At 71.8% G+C, this 15,294-nt stretch carries 14 protein-coding genes; 5 read left to right on the plus strand and 9 right to left on the minus strand.

What is annotated here, in order from left to right; translation table 11 throughout:
* The first annotated feature begins 5 nt into the window (after positions 1-5).
* Positions 6-1,088 (plus strand): Glu/Leu/Phe/Val family dehydrogenase, encoded by a 1,083-nt coding sequence (locus tag GSF22_RS04960; protein ID WP_208811539.1) that lies wholly within the window; start codon positions 6-8, stop codon positions 1,086-1,088.
* Positions 1,089-1,538: 450 nt separating this feature from the next.
* The gene (locus tag GSF22_RS04965) at positions 1,539-1,757 is read left to right on the plus strand and encodes a DUF3073 domain-containing protein (RefSeq protein WP_208811540.1); all 219 of its coding nucleotides are present in this window, start codon (positions 1,539-1,541) and stop codon (positions 1,755-1,757) included.
* A gap of 193 nt (positions 1,758-1,950) precedes the next feature.
* On the opposite strand, the gene amcA is transcribed toward GSF22_RS04965, so the two are convergent.
* The 5 genes from amcA to GSF22_RS04990 form a co-directional block, all read right to left on the minus strand.
* Positions 1,951-2,211, minus strand: a complete 261-nt coding sequence (amcA, locus tag GSF22_RS04970) for a multiple cyclophane-containing RiPP AmcA (RefSeq protein ID WP_439957742.1) — start codon at positions 2,209-2,211, stop codon at positions 1,951-1,953.
* Positions 2,177-3,283 (minus strand): cyclophane-forming radical SAM peptide maturase AmcB, encoded by a 1,107-nt coding sequence (gene amcB, locus GSF22_RS04975; protein WP_307803733.1) that lies wholly within the window; start codon positions 3,281-3,283, stop codon positions 2,177-2,179. Before amcB ends, amcA begins: the two co-directional genes overlap by 35 nt.
* A gap of 157 nt (positions 3,284-3,440) precedes the next feature.
* Positions 3,441-4,598, minus strand: coding sequence for a phosphoribosylformylglycinamidine cyclo-ligase (gene purM / locus GSF22_RS04980; protein ID WP_208811542.1), 1,158 nt, complete (start codon positions 4,596-4,598; stop codon positions 3,441-3,443).
* Positions 4,599-4,700: 102 nt separating this feature from the next.
* The gene (purF, locus tag GSF22_RS04985; protein WP_208811543.1) at positions 4,701-6,260 is read right to left on the minus strand and encodes an amidophosphoribosyltransferase; all 1,560 of its coding nucleotides are present in this window, start codon (positions 6,258-6,260) and stop codon (positions 4,701-4,703) included.
* A gap of 200 nt (positions 6,261-6,460) precedes the next feature.
* Positions 6,461-6,784, minus strand: coding sequence for a sterol carrier family protein (locus GSF22_RS04990; protein WP_244366251.1), 324 nt, complete (start codon positions 6,782-6,784; stop codon positions 6,461-6,463).
* A 188-nt stretch (positions 6,785-6,972) separates the two neighbouring features.
* Here GSF22_RS04990 and GSF22_RS04995 point away from each other — a divergent pair, with 188 nt between their 5' ends.
* Positions 6,973-8,997, plus strand: a complete 2,025-nt coding sequence (locus GSF22_RS04995; protein ID WP_307803730.1) for a carboxypeptidase regulatory-like domain-containing protein — start codon at positions 6,973-6,975, stop codon at positions 8,995-8,997.
* Between the two features lie 96 nt (positions 8,998-9,093).
* Here the strand turns inward: GSF22_RS04995 and GSF22_RS05000 are convergent, their stop codons facing one another.
* The 4 genes from GSF22_RS05000 to purS are packed head-to-tail and all read right to left on the minus strand — an operon-like array spanning position 9,094 to position 13,590.
* Positions 9,094-9,852, minus strand: coding sequence for a 2-phosphosulfolactate phosphatase (locus GSF22_RS05000; RefSeq protein ID WP_208811545.1), 759 nt, complete (start codon positions 9,850-9,852; stop codon positions 9,094-9,096).
* Between the two features lie 5 nt (positions 9,853-9,857).
* A complete protein-coding gene (gene purL, locus GSF22_RS05005) occupies positions 9,858-12,626 on the minus strand; it encodes a phosphoribosylformylglycinamidine synthase subunit PurL (protein WP_439957743.1) in 2,769 nt (922 codons plus the stop codon).
* Positions 12,627-12,649: 23 nt separating this feature from the next.
* Complete coding sequence (purQ, locus tag GSF22_RS05010) at positions 12,650-13,333, minus strand: phosphoribosylformylglycinamidine synthase subunit PurQ (protein ID WP_208811546.1); 684 nt, start codon at positions 13,331-13,333, stop codon at positions 12,650-12,652.
* Positions 13,330-13,590: a phosphoribosylformylglycinamidine synthase subunit PurS gene (gene purS / locus GSF22_RS05015; protein ID WP_208811547.1), complete on the minus strand. Its 261-nt coding sequence runs from the start codon at positions 13,588-13,590 to the stop codon at positions 13,330-13,332. Before purS ends, purQ begins: the two co-directional genes overlap by 4 nt.
* A gap of 247 nt (positions 13,591-13,837) precedes the next feature.
* Here purS and GSF22_RS05020 point away from each other — a divergent pair, with 247 nt between their 5' ends.
* Together GSF22_RS05020 and GSF22_RS05025 are read left to right on the plus strand one after the other, a co-directional pair.
* Positions 13,838-14,524: a S1 family peptidase gene (locus GSF22_RS05020; protein ID WP_208811548.1), complete on the plus strand. Its 687-nt coding sequence runs from the start codon at positions 13,838-13,840 to the stop codon at positions 14,522-14,524.
* Positions 14,525-14,822: 298 nt separating this feature from the next.
* Positions 14,823-15,287, plus strand: a complete 465-nt coding sequence (locus tag GSF22_RS05025) for a YbjQ family protein (RefSeq protein ID WP_307803731.1) — start codon at positions 14,823-14,825, stop codon at positions 15,285-15,287.
* Positions 15,288-15,294 lie beyond the last annotated feature (7 nt).

A 15,294-nucleotide genomic window follows, 5' to 3' on the forward strand; every position in this document is an offset into this window, starting at 1 on the left:
CAGCCATGGGCGTCTTCGCCACCTCCGCAGACTCATCCGGTACCGGGCACGAGCAGGTCGTCTTCTGCCAGGACAAGCAGAGCGGACTGCGGGCCATCATCGGGATCTACTCCACCGCGCTCGGCCCGGCGCTCGGTGGTACCCGCTTCTACCCGTACGCCACCGAGGACGAGGCCGTAGCCGACGTGCTCGACCTGTCCCGGGGCATGGCGTACAAGAACGCCCTGGCCGGCCTGGACCTCGGCGGCGGCAAGGCGGTCATCTGGGGTGACCCGGAGCAGATCAAGACTGAGCCGCTGCTGCGCGCGTACGGCCGGTTCGTCGAGTCGCTCGCCGGGCGCTACTACACCGCCTGCGACGTCGGCACCTATGTGCCGGACATGGACGTGATCGCCCGGGAGACCCGGTACGTCACCGGCCGCAGTGTCGAGCACGGTGGCGCCGGCGACTCCTCGATCCTCACCGCCTGGGGCGTCTTCCAGGGCATGCGCGCCGCCGCCGAGCACGTCTGGGGCACGCCCACGCTGGCCGGCCGCCGGGTCGGCGTCGCCGGGCTGGGCAAGGTCGGCAAGTACCTCACCGGCCACCTGATCGACGACGGCGCGTCGGTGGTGGCCACCGACGTCAACGAGCGGGCCCTGGACTGGGCCCGCCGGACGTACCCCCAGGTCGACCTGGTCGCCGGCACCGACGAGCTGATCGCCACCGACCTCGACGTGTACGCCCCGTGCGCGCTCGGCGGTGCGCTGAACGACGACACGGTGCCGGTCCTGCGGGCGAAGGTCGTGGCGGGTGCGGCGAACAACCAGCTCGCCCACCCGGGGATCGAGAAGCTGCTCGCCGACCGGGGCATCCTGTACGCGCCCGACTACGTGGTCAACGCCGGTGGCGTGATCCAGGTGGCCGACGAGATCGAGGGCTTCAACTTCGAGCGGGCCAAGCTCCGGGCCACCCGGATCTACGACACCACCCGCGAGATCCTCCGGCTGGCCGACGCCGAGGGGGTACCGCCCGCGGTGGCCGCCGACCGGCTCGCCGAGCGGCGGATGGCCGAGGTCGGCCGGCTGCGCACGATCCACCTGCGCTGACCGCGTCCGCCCCGGAACCGGCGCCCCGGGCCCCGGGGCGGATGCGGCCCGGTTGTGCGGCGGGGCCGGGTCTCCGGGTGCCGCCGTACCGCGTACGGACCGGTGGGATGTGGTCGTCGTGGACCACCGCATCCCACCGGAGCCGGCCCGTCGGCCGGGCGCAGCACCGGCCCGGAGCCGGCCCGCCGGCCGGGTGCCGGAGAGCACCGCCGGGGGTGACCGGGCACACGGCCGGGGCCGTCACGGCCAGGCCCGGCGGCCACCCCTTACCCGGTACACTTCGTGGCGGCCCGCTCACTGCGCAGGCAGCACGACGCGCAGCGGCGGCCGACGGTAACCCGAGGTGCCGAACCTGGGCATCCCCATGTACCGTAAGAGCCACGAGAGATGCCTGACGTCATCGGGGCCCGCCTTCGGGCTGCCCCGAATTCTGTGCGAGGGGGTCGAGCCATGGGGCGCGGCCGTGCTAAGGCCAAGCAGACAAAGGTGGCCCGGGAGTTGAAATACCACTCCCCGAACACCGACCTCGCCGCCTTGCAGCGAGAACTCGGCGGCAGCGGCAAGTCGGACCGAGACTTCGACGACGACTACAAAGAGTATGTCGACGACGATGACGAGGATCATGACGCCGACGACGACCTGGATTCCTGGGGACGTCCGACCCGCTGACCATCCGGTCACCTGAGCACGCGGCGGTTTCCGCGTGCTCAGGTGTAGTAGTACACCGGGCGCCGGCGTGACAGTTGACGGCCAGGGGCCTGCCCACGGTCAGTGACCTGACCGACCGGCGGGACCCTGGTCGGACGTTTGCTGCCCGGCGGCCCGTTTCGGCGTACGTTTCCGGTTCGGCTGCTCCCGGTGTTCACCGTGGCCGGTTGTTCCAGTTGTAGAACGTCGGGATGTTCTCGAAGTGGTTCCAGGCGCAGACCGCGCCGGACCCGTCGCCACCCGTCGTCTCCGACCGGAGCCGTCGTGCCTGCTCCGCCTCGTGGAGCAGAGCGGTCAGTCCCGCAGCCGCGCCGCGTACCCGGTCGGCGATGCCGCCCGGCGGTCTCCCGTCCAGGCGGGTCGCCGCCTGGCGGCCGGTCTCACCGTGCTGCTCCCGGCTGGTGTTCTCGGGCATGCTCCAACACTCCCTCCAGTAGACGGATCTTGCTGTTGCGGCAGTGTTCGGTCTCCGTACCGTCGAACCGCCCGTGCTCGAAGTACCGGTTGGCGGCGTGGCCACCCCCGCAGAACCCGAAATAGGGACAGCCCGACCGGCACGCCTCGACCCCGGTCAGGAACTCCCGTACCCACGGGGTGACCGCCGCGTCGGCGAGGATCTCGCCCAGCGGCCTGGCCAGCACGTTGCCGCTGCTGAAGTCGCCGTACCGGGGGTGGGTGAACCCGGCCAGCTCCGGTGAGAGCAGGGTCACCGAGCCGTCGTGGCCGATCGTGGGGATCGGGTCCAGCTGCCTCGGCAGCACCTCGTCCGAGGTACCGTCCAGCACTGCGGCGGCGTACCGCAACGACCACTCGATCTCCCGCAGGTGGATCCGGGGCGCCCGCCGCCAGGCCGCCACCAGCTCGGCCCAGAACCCGGTCACCGCGTCGGCCGGATGGGCGTTGCTGCGGGTGTTCACCCCCTCGGCCTCCTCGATGTTGATGCCGAGGACGTCGCAACCGAGGTCGAGGAAGTAGTCGTACAGTTCGCCGGCCAGGCCCGGCTCCGGCCGGGAGACCACCGCCAGGGCGGAGAACGGCAGCCCGTGCCGACGCAGTGCCGCCACGCCCCGGCGGATCCGGTCGTACGCCGGCTGCCCGGAGCGGGTGACCCGGTCGGTGTTGCGCCACCGGGGACCGTCGACGCTCACGCTGACCCGCATCCGGTGCGCGGCGAAGAACTCGCACCACGCGTCGTCGATCAGGGTCGCGTTGGTCTGCACATGGTGCTCGACCGTGCCCTCGAACGGGGCCAGCAACGCGGCCAGGTGCTCCCGCCCGGCCGCCAGCGGCTCACCACCGTGCCAGACCACCGAGAAGCGCCCGGAAGCCGCCCAGGGGCGTACCGCAGCGGCCACCGCCGCAGCGACCGGTACCGGCATCCGCCGGTCCACGGCCCGGTGCGGCAGATAGCAGTAGACGCAGTCCAGGTTGCAGAGCGTGGTGGGCTGCATGACCACGTACGACGGCACGGCGGTGACTCCGCGCATGCCGGAGTGCGGCTGCCCAGCGACGACCATCGCCCTCCTCCCCCGTGCCTGAGGTGTCCTTCAGGCTAGGCGGCGGTGGCCACTCGGGTGAAGCCCCGCTCGGGTACTCGGACGACCGCCGCTGGCCCGGGGTTCCCTCCCGGGCCAGCGGACCGGATCAGCCGCGGGTGTGCTGGCCGACCATCTGCACGTTGCCGGAACCCTCGATGATCTCGCCGGCCTGCCAGGCCTCGACGCCCCGCCCGGTCAGGCACGCCAGCGCCCGGTCGGCGTCCTCCGCCGAGACGATGGCGAACATGCCGACCCCCATGTTGAAGGTCGACTCCATCTCCGGGTCGTCGATCCGGCCCTTGGTCTGGATCAGGTCGAAGATCGGCTGCGGCCGCCAGGTGGCCCGGTTGACCACCGCGTCCACGTGCTCCGGCAGGACACGGACCAGGTTGCCCGGGATGCCGCCACCGGTGACGTGGGCCAGCGCCCGCACCTCGGCCTCGGCGATCAGCTTCAGGCAGTCCTTGGCGTAGATCTTCGTCGGGGTCAGCAGCTCCTCACCGAGGGTGCGCTGCCGGCCGAACTCCTCGATCACCGTGTCCAGCCGCATCCGGGCCGCGCCGAGCAGCACGTGCCGGACGAGGGAGTAGCCGTTGGAGTGCAGACCGGAGGACTTCATGGCGATCACCACGTCGCCCACCTCGACCCGCTCCGGGCTGAGGATCTCGCTCTCCTCCACCACGCCGACACCGGTCGCCGAGATGTCGTACTCGTCCGGGCGCAGCACACCGGGGTGCTCGGCCGTCTCGCCACCGAGCAGCGCGCAGCCGGCGTACCGGCACCCGTCGGCGATACCCGCACCGATCTCGGCGACCTTGTCCGGTACGACCTCGCCGGTGGCGATGTAGTCGAGCAGGAACAGCGGCTCCGCGCCGCACGCCACCAGGTCGTCGACGACCATCGCCACCAGGTCGATACCGACCGTGTCGTGGATGTCGAGCTGCTGGGCGATCACCAGCTTGGTGCCCACGCCGTCGGTGGAGGAGGCGAGGATCGGGCTCTTGTACTTCTTGGTGTCCAACCGGAACAGGCCGGCGAACCCACCGAGGTCGCCCAGCACCTCCGGCCGGCGGGTCTCGCGCACCTTCGACTTCAGCAGCTCGACGGCCCGGTCACCGGCCTCGATCGACACACCCGCGTCCGCGTACGACACGGTCCGCTTGCGTACCGGGCGGCCCAGGCCACCCGTCCAGGGCTGGTGGCTGGCACCCGAGCCGCCGGTCGGGCCGCCTGTTGCGCCGCTGCGCTCAGTCACGTGCGTCACGGTTCTCCCCTTTTGTGGTTCTCGCGGTGCCCGGGATGGTGGCTGTCGAGACTCTCGACCGGTTGACCCACCGGCCCCGGTACGGGCCGCAGTGGGTCCTTGCTATGGGCGGTGCGATGGGTTGGCGCCGCCCGAGGTGGCGACGAGCGGGTCGGCGGCAGGCCGCCCGACCGGGTGGTCCGTGCTGTCCGGCGTCCGACCGGACACCCGCCGGCCCACCCCTTCGAGCACGTGCTTGCCGATCAGGTTCCCCGCCGGCAGCTCGATCGGGTACTCCCCGTCGAAGCAGGCCCGGCAGAGCCGCGTCTTCGGCTGCTCGGTCGCGGCGATGAGACCGGTCAGCGATACGTATCCCAACGTGTCGGCCCCGATGGACCGGCGGATCCCGTCGGTGTCCAGGCCGTTGGCCAGCAACTCCGCCCGGGTGGCGAAGTCGATGCCGTAGAAACAGGGCCAGCTCACCGGGGGCGAGGAGATCCGGACGTGGACCTCCAGCGCACCCGCCTCGCGCAGCATACGGACGATCGCGCGCTGGGTGTTGCCGCGCACGATCGAGTCGTCGACCACCACCAGGCGCTTGCCCCGGACGTTCTGCCGGAGCGGGTTCAACTTGAGCCGGATACCGAGCTGCCGGAGCGTCTGGGAGGGCTGGATGAAGGTCCGGCCGACGTACGGGTTCTTCATCAGGCCGGCGCCGTAGGTGATACCCGACGCCTCCGCGTACCCGATCGCGGCCGGCGTGCCGGACTCGGGGACCGGGATGACCAGGTCGGCCTCGACCGGGTGCTCCTTGGCGAGCTGGCGGCCGATCTGCACCCGGGCGGCGTGCACGTTCCGACCGGCGATGGTGGCGTCCGGTCGGGCGATGTAGACGTACTCGAAGAGACAGCCCTTGGGCTCCGGCGCGGCGAACCGGGCGGAGCGCAACCCCTCGGCGTCGATCGCGATCAGCTCGCCGGGCTCGACCTCGCGCACCACCGACGCACCGACGATGTCCAGCGCGGCGGTCTCGCTGGCGACCACCCAGCCGCGCTCCAGCCGGCCCAGCACCAGGGGCCGGACGCCGTGCGGATCGCGGGCGGCGTAGAGGGTCGACTCGTCCATGAAGACGAAGCTGAACGCACCCCGCAGCCGGGGCAGCACCTCCATCGCCGCAGCCTCGACCGAGATGTCCGGCTTGCTGGCCAGCAGCATCGTCACCAGGGCAGTGTCGGAGGTGGAACCATCCGAGTCGATCCCCCGCTCGGTCACCTCCCGCTCCAGCTCGGCGGTGTTGACCAGGTTGCCGTTGTGGGCGAGCGCGATGGTGGTGCCGGCGTTCGTCGCCCGGATCGTGGGCTGGGCGTTCTCCCAGGTCGAGCCGCCGGTGGTCGAGTACCGGGTGTGCCCGATGGCGACATGACCGCGCAGGCTGGCCAGGGTTGGCTCGTCGAAGACCTGGGCGACCAGCCCGAGATCCTTGTAGACCACCACGCCCGAGCCATCGCTGACCGCGATGCCGGCGGCCTCCTGGCCCCGGTGCTGCAATGCGTAGAGGCCGAAGTAGGTGAGGTTGGCCACCTCTTCACCCGGCGCCCAGACCCCGAAGACGCCGCAGGCGTCCTGTGGGCCGGGTCGCTCCGGGTCCAGGTCGTGGTTCAGCCGGCCGTCGCCTCGGGGCACCTGCCGCTCCCTCTTACTGGTCTGGACTGCTCGGGCGGGGATGAGAACTGATCAGGATTCAGGTCCGCTCGCGCGATCGCTTCGGATACGCACGGTGATCCGGGACCTATGCTCGACTGACAGTGTACGCGAACAGCTAAGGATACAGATAGTCACGATTTCGCTGCTTTCAGTTACCAGATCGTTTCGCTCCGTGCCTGCTAGAGGGGGAGGTACCCGGAGAGGTCCGCCCGGTTCCCGCTCACCTGAACACGACCCTCGGTAACCGCATCGACCCACTGGAGGCGCCCGGCCACCAACCGGAGCCAGGTGGCCGGATCGGTCTCCACGACGTTCGGTGGGGTACCCCGGGTGTGTCGCGGCCCGGCGACGCATTGAACTGCACCGAAAGGTGGAACCCGCACCTCCACCGATCGGCCGGGGGCGCGACGGGCCAGGTCCGCCAGCGACGCCCGTACCGCGTCCCGGAGCACGGCCCGGTCGGGGGTACCGCCCTCGTCGAGGACGGCCAACGCGGCGGCCAGCACCGAGGATTTACTGTGCGGAGAGGACACGACGGGACGATACGACTTCCTGATGGCGCGATTCCCGCTGGCCCTGGGTCGCGCCGGTCCAGCCGGACAAGGCATAGTTGCCGACGGTGTATTCGTACCGTGATGGTCTCCGGCCGGTGCTCCCCGGGCCGGGGAAGTCAGACCGGAAGGCGGTGGACGTGTCAGCACACCGACATGCCTGGAAGCATCGGGCCGGTGTGATCGCGGCGCTGGTGGTCAGCGCCCTGCTCGCGCTCCCCGCCGTGCCGGCGCAGGCCGACCCGCCAGAGGTACAGATCACCGCACTCTCCTCCGGCACGCTCACCAGCGGTCAGAAGGCGACCCTCAAGTTCCGGGTCACCAACAAGAACGCGAAGATGCCGCCGGACAACAAGGACTCGGTGACCATCCAGGTCGGTTCGTCGTTCGGCGAGCTGACCTGTGAGGGGCAGTGCGACTTCACCGACGAGATCGACCGGGAAGCCTCGAAGGAGTACACGGTCACCCTGGTCGCCGGGACCGTCGAAGCCGGGCAGACCAAGTCCGGCCAGGTACGGATCACCGCCCGGATCGGCGGGGACCAGGGGCAGGCCAGCCGGGACGTCACGGTCCGCGGCCCGCAGCCCGAGGTCCAGACGGTCAAGGAGGTCAGCGGCAAGGTCGTCGACGCCAAGGGCGACCCGGTCGGCGGGGCGATCGTCGGGCTGCTCGACTCGCAGCAGCGGCCCTACTCCACCACCACGAACAACACCGGTAACTTCCGGTTCACCAGCTCCACCGGCCCCATCACGCCGGGCGCCATCGAGATCGGCGCGAGCAAGGACGGCGAACGCGAGGTCAAGACGATCAACGCGCGCGCCGGCCAGAGCGTCACCAACCTGAAACTCACCCTGAAGCTCAACGCCCAGCCGACCGCGTCCGCCACGCCCGAGGCGACCCCGGAGGCGACCGAGGAGGCCGAGGCCACCCCGGAGGCGACCGAGGAGGGCGCCCAGGCGGCCCCGCAGAACGCCTCCAACGAGGATTCGGGCGGCTTCGGTTCCTGGCTCCTCATCATCGTCGGCGGGCTCTTCGTGGCGGTCGGGGTCGGCACCATCGTGCTGCTCTGGATGCGTCGCAAGGAGCAGGGCGACGGCGGGGACCCGGCCGACGCGATCCCACCGACCCGGAGCGGCGGTGGCGGCTACCGGGGCATGGACGACCAGACCCGGATCGTCCCCAGGGCGGCCGCCGGGGCCGGCCCGACTGCCGGTGGGCCTTCCCTGGCCGACGCGCCCACGATGATGCACAACCGCCCGCTGGTCGACGACGAGTTCCCCGACCCGTACGGTGCCCCGCTGCCCACCCAGCAGCCGACCGGTCCGGACTACAGCGCTGCGGCCGACAACTGGGCCGGCAGCGGCTACGGTTCCTCCGCCTCCGGCGGCCGGTACGACGACGCGGCTCCCACCCAGGCCGGCTACGGCTACGGCAACGCGCCCGCCTCGGGTGGCGGTGGCTACGGCAACACCCCGGCCGCAGGAGGCGGCTACGGCAACGCGCCCGCCTCCGGCGGTGGCGGCTACGGCAACGCCCCGGCATCGGGCGGTGGCGGCTACGGCAACCGGGACTACGGCGCGCAGTCCGGTGGCGGGTACCAGGGGGCGCAGTCCGGTGGCTACGGCGAGCGGTACGACGAACCGACCGGCCGGTACACCGGCGCGACCGAACAGTACGTGGCGCCCGCCGACCCCTACGCGACCGGCGCCTACTCGGCCGGGGACAGCGGCCGGGGCTACGGCCAGGACCAGTCGTACGGTCGTGGTCAGGAGCAGACCGGCGGGTACGGCCAGGGTGGCGGGTACGGCTCCGGGACGTCGACCGGCGGGTACGACAGCGGGCAGGGTTACGGTAGCGAGCAGGGTTACCGCAGCGGCGGCTACGGCCAGCGCGACTACGGTGCCGCCCCCGCCGACAGCGGCGGGTACGACCGCACCGGTGGCTACGACCAGCCGGCCGGCGGCGGCTACGACCAGCGGGGCGGGTACGACCGGACGCCGGAACAGCGGGGCGGGTACGACCGGACGCCGGAACAGCGGGGCGGGTACGACAACCGGTACGAGGAGGGCGGCTACTACGGCGCCCCGCCGCAGGGCGAACCGGACCAGCAGCCACCGCAGCACGACCGGTCCAGCCGCCGCTCGCTGAACTGGCTGGACGACTGATCCGACGGACGTGAACGGGGCCGACCGGTTGCACACCGGTCGGCCCCGTACTTCTTCTGTGGCAGCCACCACCCGTTCGGTGGGCCCCGCAACGGCTCAGGCTGCGGAGAAGACCCCGTTACGCAACACCGGCACCACCTCGGAGACGTCGACCTGCACCGCGATCTCCACGTCCCCGGCGAAGCCCGTCTCGGTCAGTTCCCGGCCCGACACGCAGCCGCGCACCGCTGCCGGCAGGTCCGGCACGCTCGCCAGGGTGGCGAGTGCCAGTGCCGCCTCGACCGAGAGCCCACCCGGCACCGCCGACAGTGCGTCGAGCACGGCCGCCGCCCCCAACTGGTCCTCGACCGCAGGGCGCAGGGTGCCGTCCGGCCAACGTTCCCCGGAGGCCACCACCCCGATCGGGGCGCGCGTCGACCCGTACCCCTGGCCGGTGAGCCAGACCCCGACGGCGCGGGCGTTGCGCAGCGACGCCGCCACCACCGGAATCCCGGTGGCGCTGGCCGCCGCGCAGATCGCGGAACCGTTGGGACTGGGCAGGACCAGATCCGGCACGACCGGCGCGGTACGCAGCGCGGCCGGGGAGAGCGACCAGGGTCGCTCCCCGCTCGTCTGCCGGCGTCCGACCGCCGCGACGGCACCGACCCGGCGCGCGTACTCGTCAGCCTGCTCACCCCAGGGGAAGGGGTGTACCCGCATGCCCCGGGCGACCGACACCTCCACCGCCGTGGTGAACGACAGGACGTCGACCACCACCAGGACGGCGCAGACCCGGCCCAGCTCAGCGGCTCCGGCGAGCCCCCAGTCGAAGCGGGCGCCGGAGCCGGGCTGAGCGTAGACCGTGTCGGGATGCACCAGGGTCAGTGCTGGGCGGGCGGAGCGGGGGTACCGTCCTCCGGGCCGCCGCCGTCGAACTGGTCGGCGTCGGGCTGGCCGGCACCAAGCTCGTCAGCGTCGGACGCCTCGGCCTGCACCACCGGCGACCCCACCTCGGGCCCGAACCCGACCTGCGGACCCACCGTCACCCCGGGGGCCTGCGGCCCCGCCTGGCTGACGTCGGCCTGCTCCACGCCCTCCGGTGCTGCGACCACCGGCGCCGCTGCGGGCTCGACGGCCACCGGCACCTCGGCCGCCTCTGGGACCACCGGCGCCGCAGTCGAAGCCGACCCGGCGACACCGGCACCAGCGGACGGTTCTGCGTGGTGGGCCGGCGCGTCGCCGACCGGCGCCACCGGCGTCGGGGCCGGCGCACCGGGCACCGTGGCGTCGGCGGCACCGCCGAAGAGCCGGGGCAGGGTCGAGGTGAAGGCGGTGAGCAGCTCGTCCAGACCGATCCGGAACTGCCCCTGCACCTCCAGCGCCCCGCCGGCCGGATCGGTGACCCCGATCGCCGCCCACGGCACGCCCCGCTCCCCGCAGAGCGCGGTGAACGCCTTCTCGTGGCCGCGCGGCACCGACACCAGCACCCGACCGGACGACTCGCTGAAAAGGTAGACGAACGGCATCGAACCGCCGGTGAACGCCTCCGGCAGCGCGATCCGGGCCCCGACGCCGCGCCGCAGGCACGACTCGACCAGAACCTGCGCCAACCCACCGTCGGAGAGGTCGTGCGCCGAGCTGAGGTGACCGACCCGGGCGGCCTCGGCCAGCAGATCGGCCAGCACCTGCTCCCCGGCCAGGTCGACCCGGGGCGGTACGCCACCCAGGTGCCCGTGCGTCACCCAGGCCCACTCCGAACCGGAGAGTTCCAGCCGGGTCTCGCCGAGCAGGAAGATCAGGTCGTGGTCGGTGCCGGCCCGGGGCGCGAAGCCCATCGGCACCCGCTCGGCCACGTCGTCCAGCACGCCGAGCACACCGACCACCGGGGTGGGGTGGATCGCCGCCGCGCCGGTCTGGTTGTAGAAGCTGACGTTGCCTCCGGTGACCGGGATACCCAGCTCGGCGCAGCCGTCGGCCAGGCCACGGACAGCCTCGGCGAACTGCCACATCACACCCGGGTCCTCGGGCGAACCGAAGTTGAGGCAGTTGGTGACCGCGATCGGCTTCGCGCCGGTCACCGCGACGTTCCGGTACGCCTCGGCGAGCGCCAGCTTGGTGCCCTGGTACGGGTCGAGGCGGGCGTACCGGCCGTTACCGTCGACGGAGAGGGCGACACCGAGGCCGGTCCGCTCGTCGATCCGGATCACACCGGAGTCCTCCGGCTGGGCCAGCACGGTGTTCCCCAGCACGTACCGGTCGTACTGCTCGGTGACCCAGGTCTTGTCGCACAGGTTCGGCGAGGCGATCATGCGCAGCACGGTCTCCCGGAGCGCCTCCGGGGTGGCCGGGCGGGGCAGCGTCTCGGCCCGGTCCGCCTGGAGCAGGATCAGGTCGGCCGGCTCGCGCATCGGACGGGCGTAGACCGGCCCGTCGTCGACCAGCGAACCCGGCGGCACGTCGACCACCAGGTGGTCCCGCCAGGTGATCACCAGCCGGCCGGGCTGCCCGTCGGGCTGGGCCGGGGTGACCTCACCGATCGCGGTGGCCCAGACCCCCCACTTCTCGGCGGTCTTCAGCACCGCTTCGAGCTTCTCCGGCTCGACCACCAGCAGCATCCGCTCCTGGGACTCGCTGGCCAGGATCTCGTGCGGCTCCATGGACGGCTCGCGCAGCGGTACCCGCTCCAGCCAGACCCGCATGCCGGTCCCGGCTGCGGCGGCGGTCTCGGTGAGCGCACAGGTCAGGCCGGCGCCGCCGAGGTCCTGGATACCGACGACCAGCTGGGCGTCGTACAGCTCCAGGCATGCCTCGATCAGCAGCTTCTCCATGAACGGGTCGCCGACCTGCACCGACGGCCGGCGCTGCTCGCTACCCTCGTCGAAAGTGGCGCTGGCCAGCACCGACACGCCGCCGATGCCGTCCCGGCCGGTCTTGGCGCCCATCAGCACCACGACGTTGCCGACCCCGGCGGCGGCCTTGTTCTGCAGCCGGTCGACCGGGAGTACGCCGACGCAGAGCGCGTTGACCAGCGGGTTGCCCTGGTAGCACGGGTCGAAGACCACCTCCCCGCCGATGTTCGGCAGGCCGAGGCAGTTGCCGTACCCGCCGACCCCGGCGACCACGCCGGGCAGTACCCGGGCGGTGTCCGGGTGGTCGGCGGCACCGAACCGCAGCGGGTCCATCACCGCGACCGGCCGGGCACCCATGGCCAGGATGTCCCGGACGATGCCGCCCACGCCGGTGGCCGCACCCTGGTACGGCTCGACGAAGCTGGGGTGGTTGTGCGACTCGACCTTGAAGGTGACGGCCAGCTCGTCGGAGACCCGGACCACGCCGGCGTTCTCCCCGATGCCGGCCAGCAGCCGGTCGCTCGGCGGGGCCTTCTCACCGAACTGGCGCAGGTGCACCTTGCTCGACTTGTAGGAGCAGTGCTCGCTCCACATGATCGAGTACATGGCCAGCTCGGAGTGGGTCGGCCGGCGGCCGAGGATCTGCCGGATCCGGTCGTACTCGTCGTCGCGCAGGCCCAGCTCGACGTAGGGCTGGAGCTCCTCGGGAGTGGCGGCGGCACCGTCGACGGTGTCCGGGCCGAAGCCACCGGCCCGGACCGGGGTGCGGCCCGCCGCTTCCGGGGCGGGTGGGGTGGTCATGAGGTCTCCCTCGCCGTGAACGGTCACGCCGGTACTCCTGTGAGGTGCTTGAGGACCGAGGTGAAGAAGCCGAGGCCGTCCAGGGACGGGCCGGTCAGTGCCTCCACGGCGTGCTCCGGGTGGGGCATGATGCCCACCACGTTGCCGGCGGCGTTGGTGATGGCCGCGATGTCCCGCTGGGAGCCGTTCGGGTTGCCACCGACGTACCGGGCGACCACCCGGCCCTCGGCCTCCAGCTCGTCCAGCGTGCGCGGGTCCGCGACGTAACAGCCCTCGCCGTTCTTGACCGGGATGAGGATCTCCTGGCCCGGCTGGAAGGTGTTCGTCCAGGCGGTACCGGCCGACTCCACCCGGAGCACCTGGTCCCGGTTGCGGAAGTGCAGGTGCTGGTTACGGGTGAGCGCGCCGGGCAGCAGGTGCGCCTCGCAGAGGATCTGGAAGCCGTTGCAGATGCCGAGCACCGGCAGACCGTCCCGGGCCGCCGCGATGATCGCCTCCATCACCGGGGCGAACCGCGCGATCGCGCCACAGCGCAGGTAGTCGCCGTACGAGAAGCCCCCCGGCAGGACGACGGCGTCGACACCGTGCAGGTCGGCGTCGCCGTGCCACAGTCGGACCGCCTCGGCGCCGGCGATGCGGACCGCGCGGGCCGCGTCGCCGTCGTCGAGCGACCCGGGGAAGGTCACCACTCCGACGCGGGCGGTCACGGGTGCGCGTCCACGGCGTCGTCGGTCACCAAACGGACCGTGTAGTCCTCGATGACCGGGTTGGCCAGCAGCTTGTCGGCGATCTCCCGGGCCCGGTCGAGGTCCGGTTCGCCAGTGAAGTCGATCTCGATCCGCCGACCGATCCGGACGGAGGAGACGTCGCTGACGCCGAGCCGGGGCAGCGCGTTTGCGACAGCCTGGCCCTGAGGATCAAGAATTTCGGGCTTGAGCATGACGTCGACGACGACGCGAGGCACGGGGCACTCCTGACTGTGTACGCAGTGGGTGCCGACCCACAGCGGGTGAGCGCAGCCAGCCTACCTGGCAGATACGGCCCTCGACGCACCGGCCGGCACGCCGTCCCGCAGGTTGACCCCGGGTACCACGCCAGCCACCGGCCGGATCGGGCCCACGACACAAGTAATCGAATTTTTTCAATTCGATCCTTGTGGATGGACTGCGGTTTTCCTAGCGTGTGGGGGCACGCCTCACGAAGGAGCCCCCATGCGCATCCGTTCCCTGCTCGCGCTGGCCGCCACCGCACTGGCCGGCGTACTCGCCACCTCCTCCGGCGCGGTGGCCGCGCCGGCCGGACCGCAGCCCATCATCGGTGGCAGCTACGTCTCGTCCGCCCCCTGGGCGGCGGCGGTGTTCAGCAACGGCTCGTTCACCTGCTCCGGCACCGTCATCGCCGCGCAGTGGGTGCTCACCGCCCGGCACTGCGTCAGCGGCTCGATGTCGGTCCGGGTCGGGAGCGTCTACTACGCCTCCGGCGGCACCACCCGTACCGTCAGCGCCTCGTACACCCGCTACGACCTCGCCCTGCTCCGGCTCTCCAGCACGGTCAGCACCAGCTACGTGACCCTGGGCGGCACCACCAACCCGCCGGTCGGCTCGACCAACTCGATCTACGGCTGGGGCATGACCTGCTACAGCGGCTGCGGCGCGTCCAGCCAGCTCAAGACCGCCACCGTCCAGGTGACCACGAACAGCGCCACCGACGCGTACGGCGGGCCGGCGATCCGCAGCACCGAGATCAGCGGCAACGCCTGGCGCGGCGACTCGGGCGGCCCGCAGTTCTACAACGGCCGCCAGGTCGGCGTCGCCTCCACCGCCGACGGCTACAGCATCCAGAACTACGCCAGCATCGCGGCCAGCCGCTCCTGGATCACCTCGGTGGCCGGCGTCTGATCTGTCCGGCCCGTACCACTTCGGGCCCTGCCATGCCCCCTGTACGACCGACGGCGCGGACGACCGGGACGACCCCCGGCGTCCGCGCCGCGTCGTTGTTCCCCGCCGGACCCGGTTCCCCCACGCCGTACCCGTTCCCGACGCACCGTCCCCGGATCCCGCGCCGTACCCGTTCCCGCCACGTCGCCACCCCTCCCGCCTGCCGGCATGGTTCCTCCCCGGCGCGCCGTTTTGCAGCATGCGACCAGGTGAACAAGCCTCACGATCCGCCCGCCGTCCGCCTGACAGCATCGGAGACGTGCTGGTCGTGACGACGGATCACCTGCCCGGGTACGAGATCCGCCAGGTTCTCGGCGAAGTGGTGTCATCGATGGCCAGGACGCGTAACCCGTACCGGGAGGGCGTCAAGAGCCTGCGTGGTGGCGCGTACGACCCGACCGCACCGGACAACCTGACCCGCTGGCGGACGGATTCGGTGAGCCGCCTCGGCGAGGAGGCCCGGCGACTGGGCGCGAACGCGGTGATCGGGATGCGCTTCGACAGCCGCGACTGCGGCGAGATGTGGATGGAACTCTGTGCCTACGGCACGGCCGTGATCGTGGTACCCAAGATGCCGGACACCATGCCACCGGACCAGCCGGTGGTGGCCGCGGAGACCGCGCACGTGGGAGAGTTCGCGACCGGTCCGTCCGGCGTCTCCGAGCCTGCGAGCGCCCCGGATCTCAGCAGCGCCGCCGAGACCCCCACTCCCCGCAAGAACTGACCCCGAC

It is taken from the genome of Micromonospora echinofusca, assembly GCF_017614955.1.
Classification (GTDB): domain Bacteria; phylum Actinomycetota; class Actinomycetes; order Mycobacteriales; family Micromonosporaceae; genus Micromonospora; species Micromonospora echinofusca_A.

Bases quoted from the DNA above. Each gene is read 5' to 3' on its own strand.
- amcA (WP_439957742.1), bottom strand. From the start codon at position 2,211: ATGCCCGAGAACACCAGCCGGGAGCAGCACGGTGAGACCGGCCGCCAG.
- GSF22_RS04965 (WP_208811540.1), top strand. From the start codon at position 1,539: ATGGGGCGCGGCCGTGCTAAGGCCAAGCAGACAAAGGTGGCCCGGGAG.
- GSF22_RS05020 (WP_208811548.1), top strand. From the start codon at position 13,838: ATGCGCATCCGTTCCCTGCTCGCGCTGGCCGCCACCGCACTGGCCGGC.
- purL (WP_439957743.1), bottom strand. From the start codon at position 12,626: ATGACCACCCCACCCGCCCCGGAAGCGGCGGGCCGCACCCCGGTCCGG.
- GSF22_RS04960 (WP_208811539.1), top strand. From the start codon at position 6: ATGGGCGTCTTCGCCACCTCCGCAGACTCATCCGGTACCGGGCACGAG.
- amcB (WP_307803733.1), bottom strand. From the start codon at position 3,283: ATGCGCGGAGTCACCGCCGTGCCGTCGTACGTGGTCATGCAGCCCACC.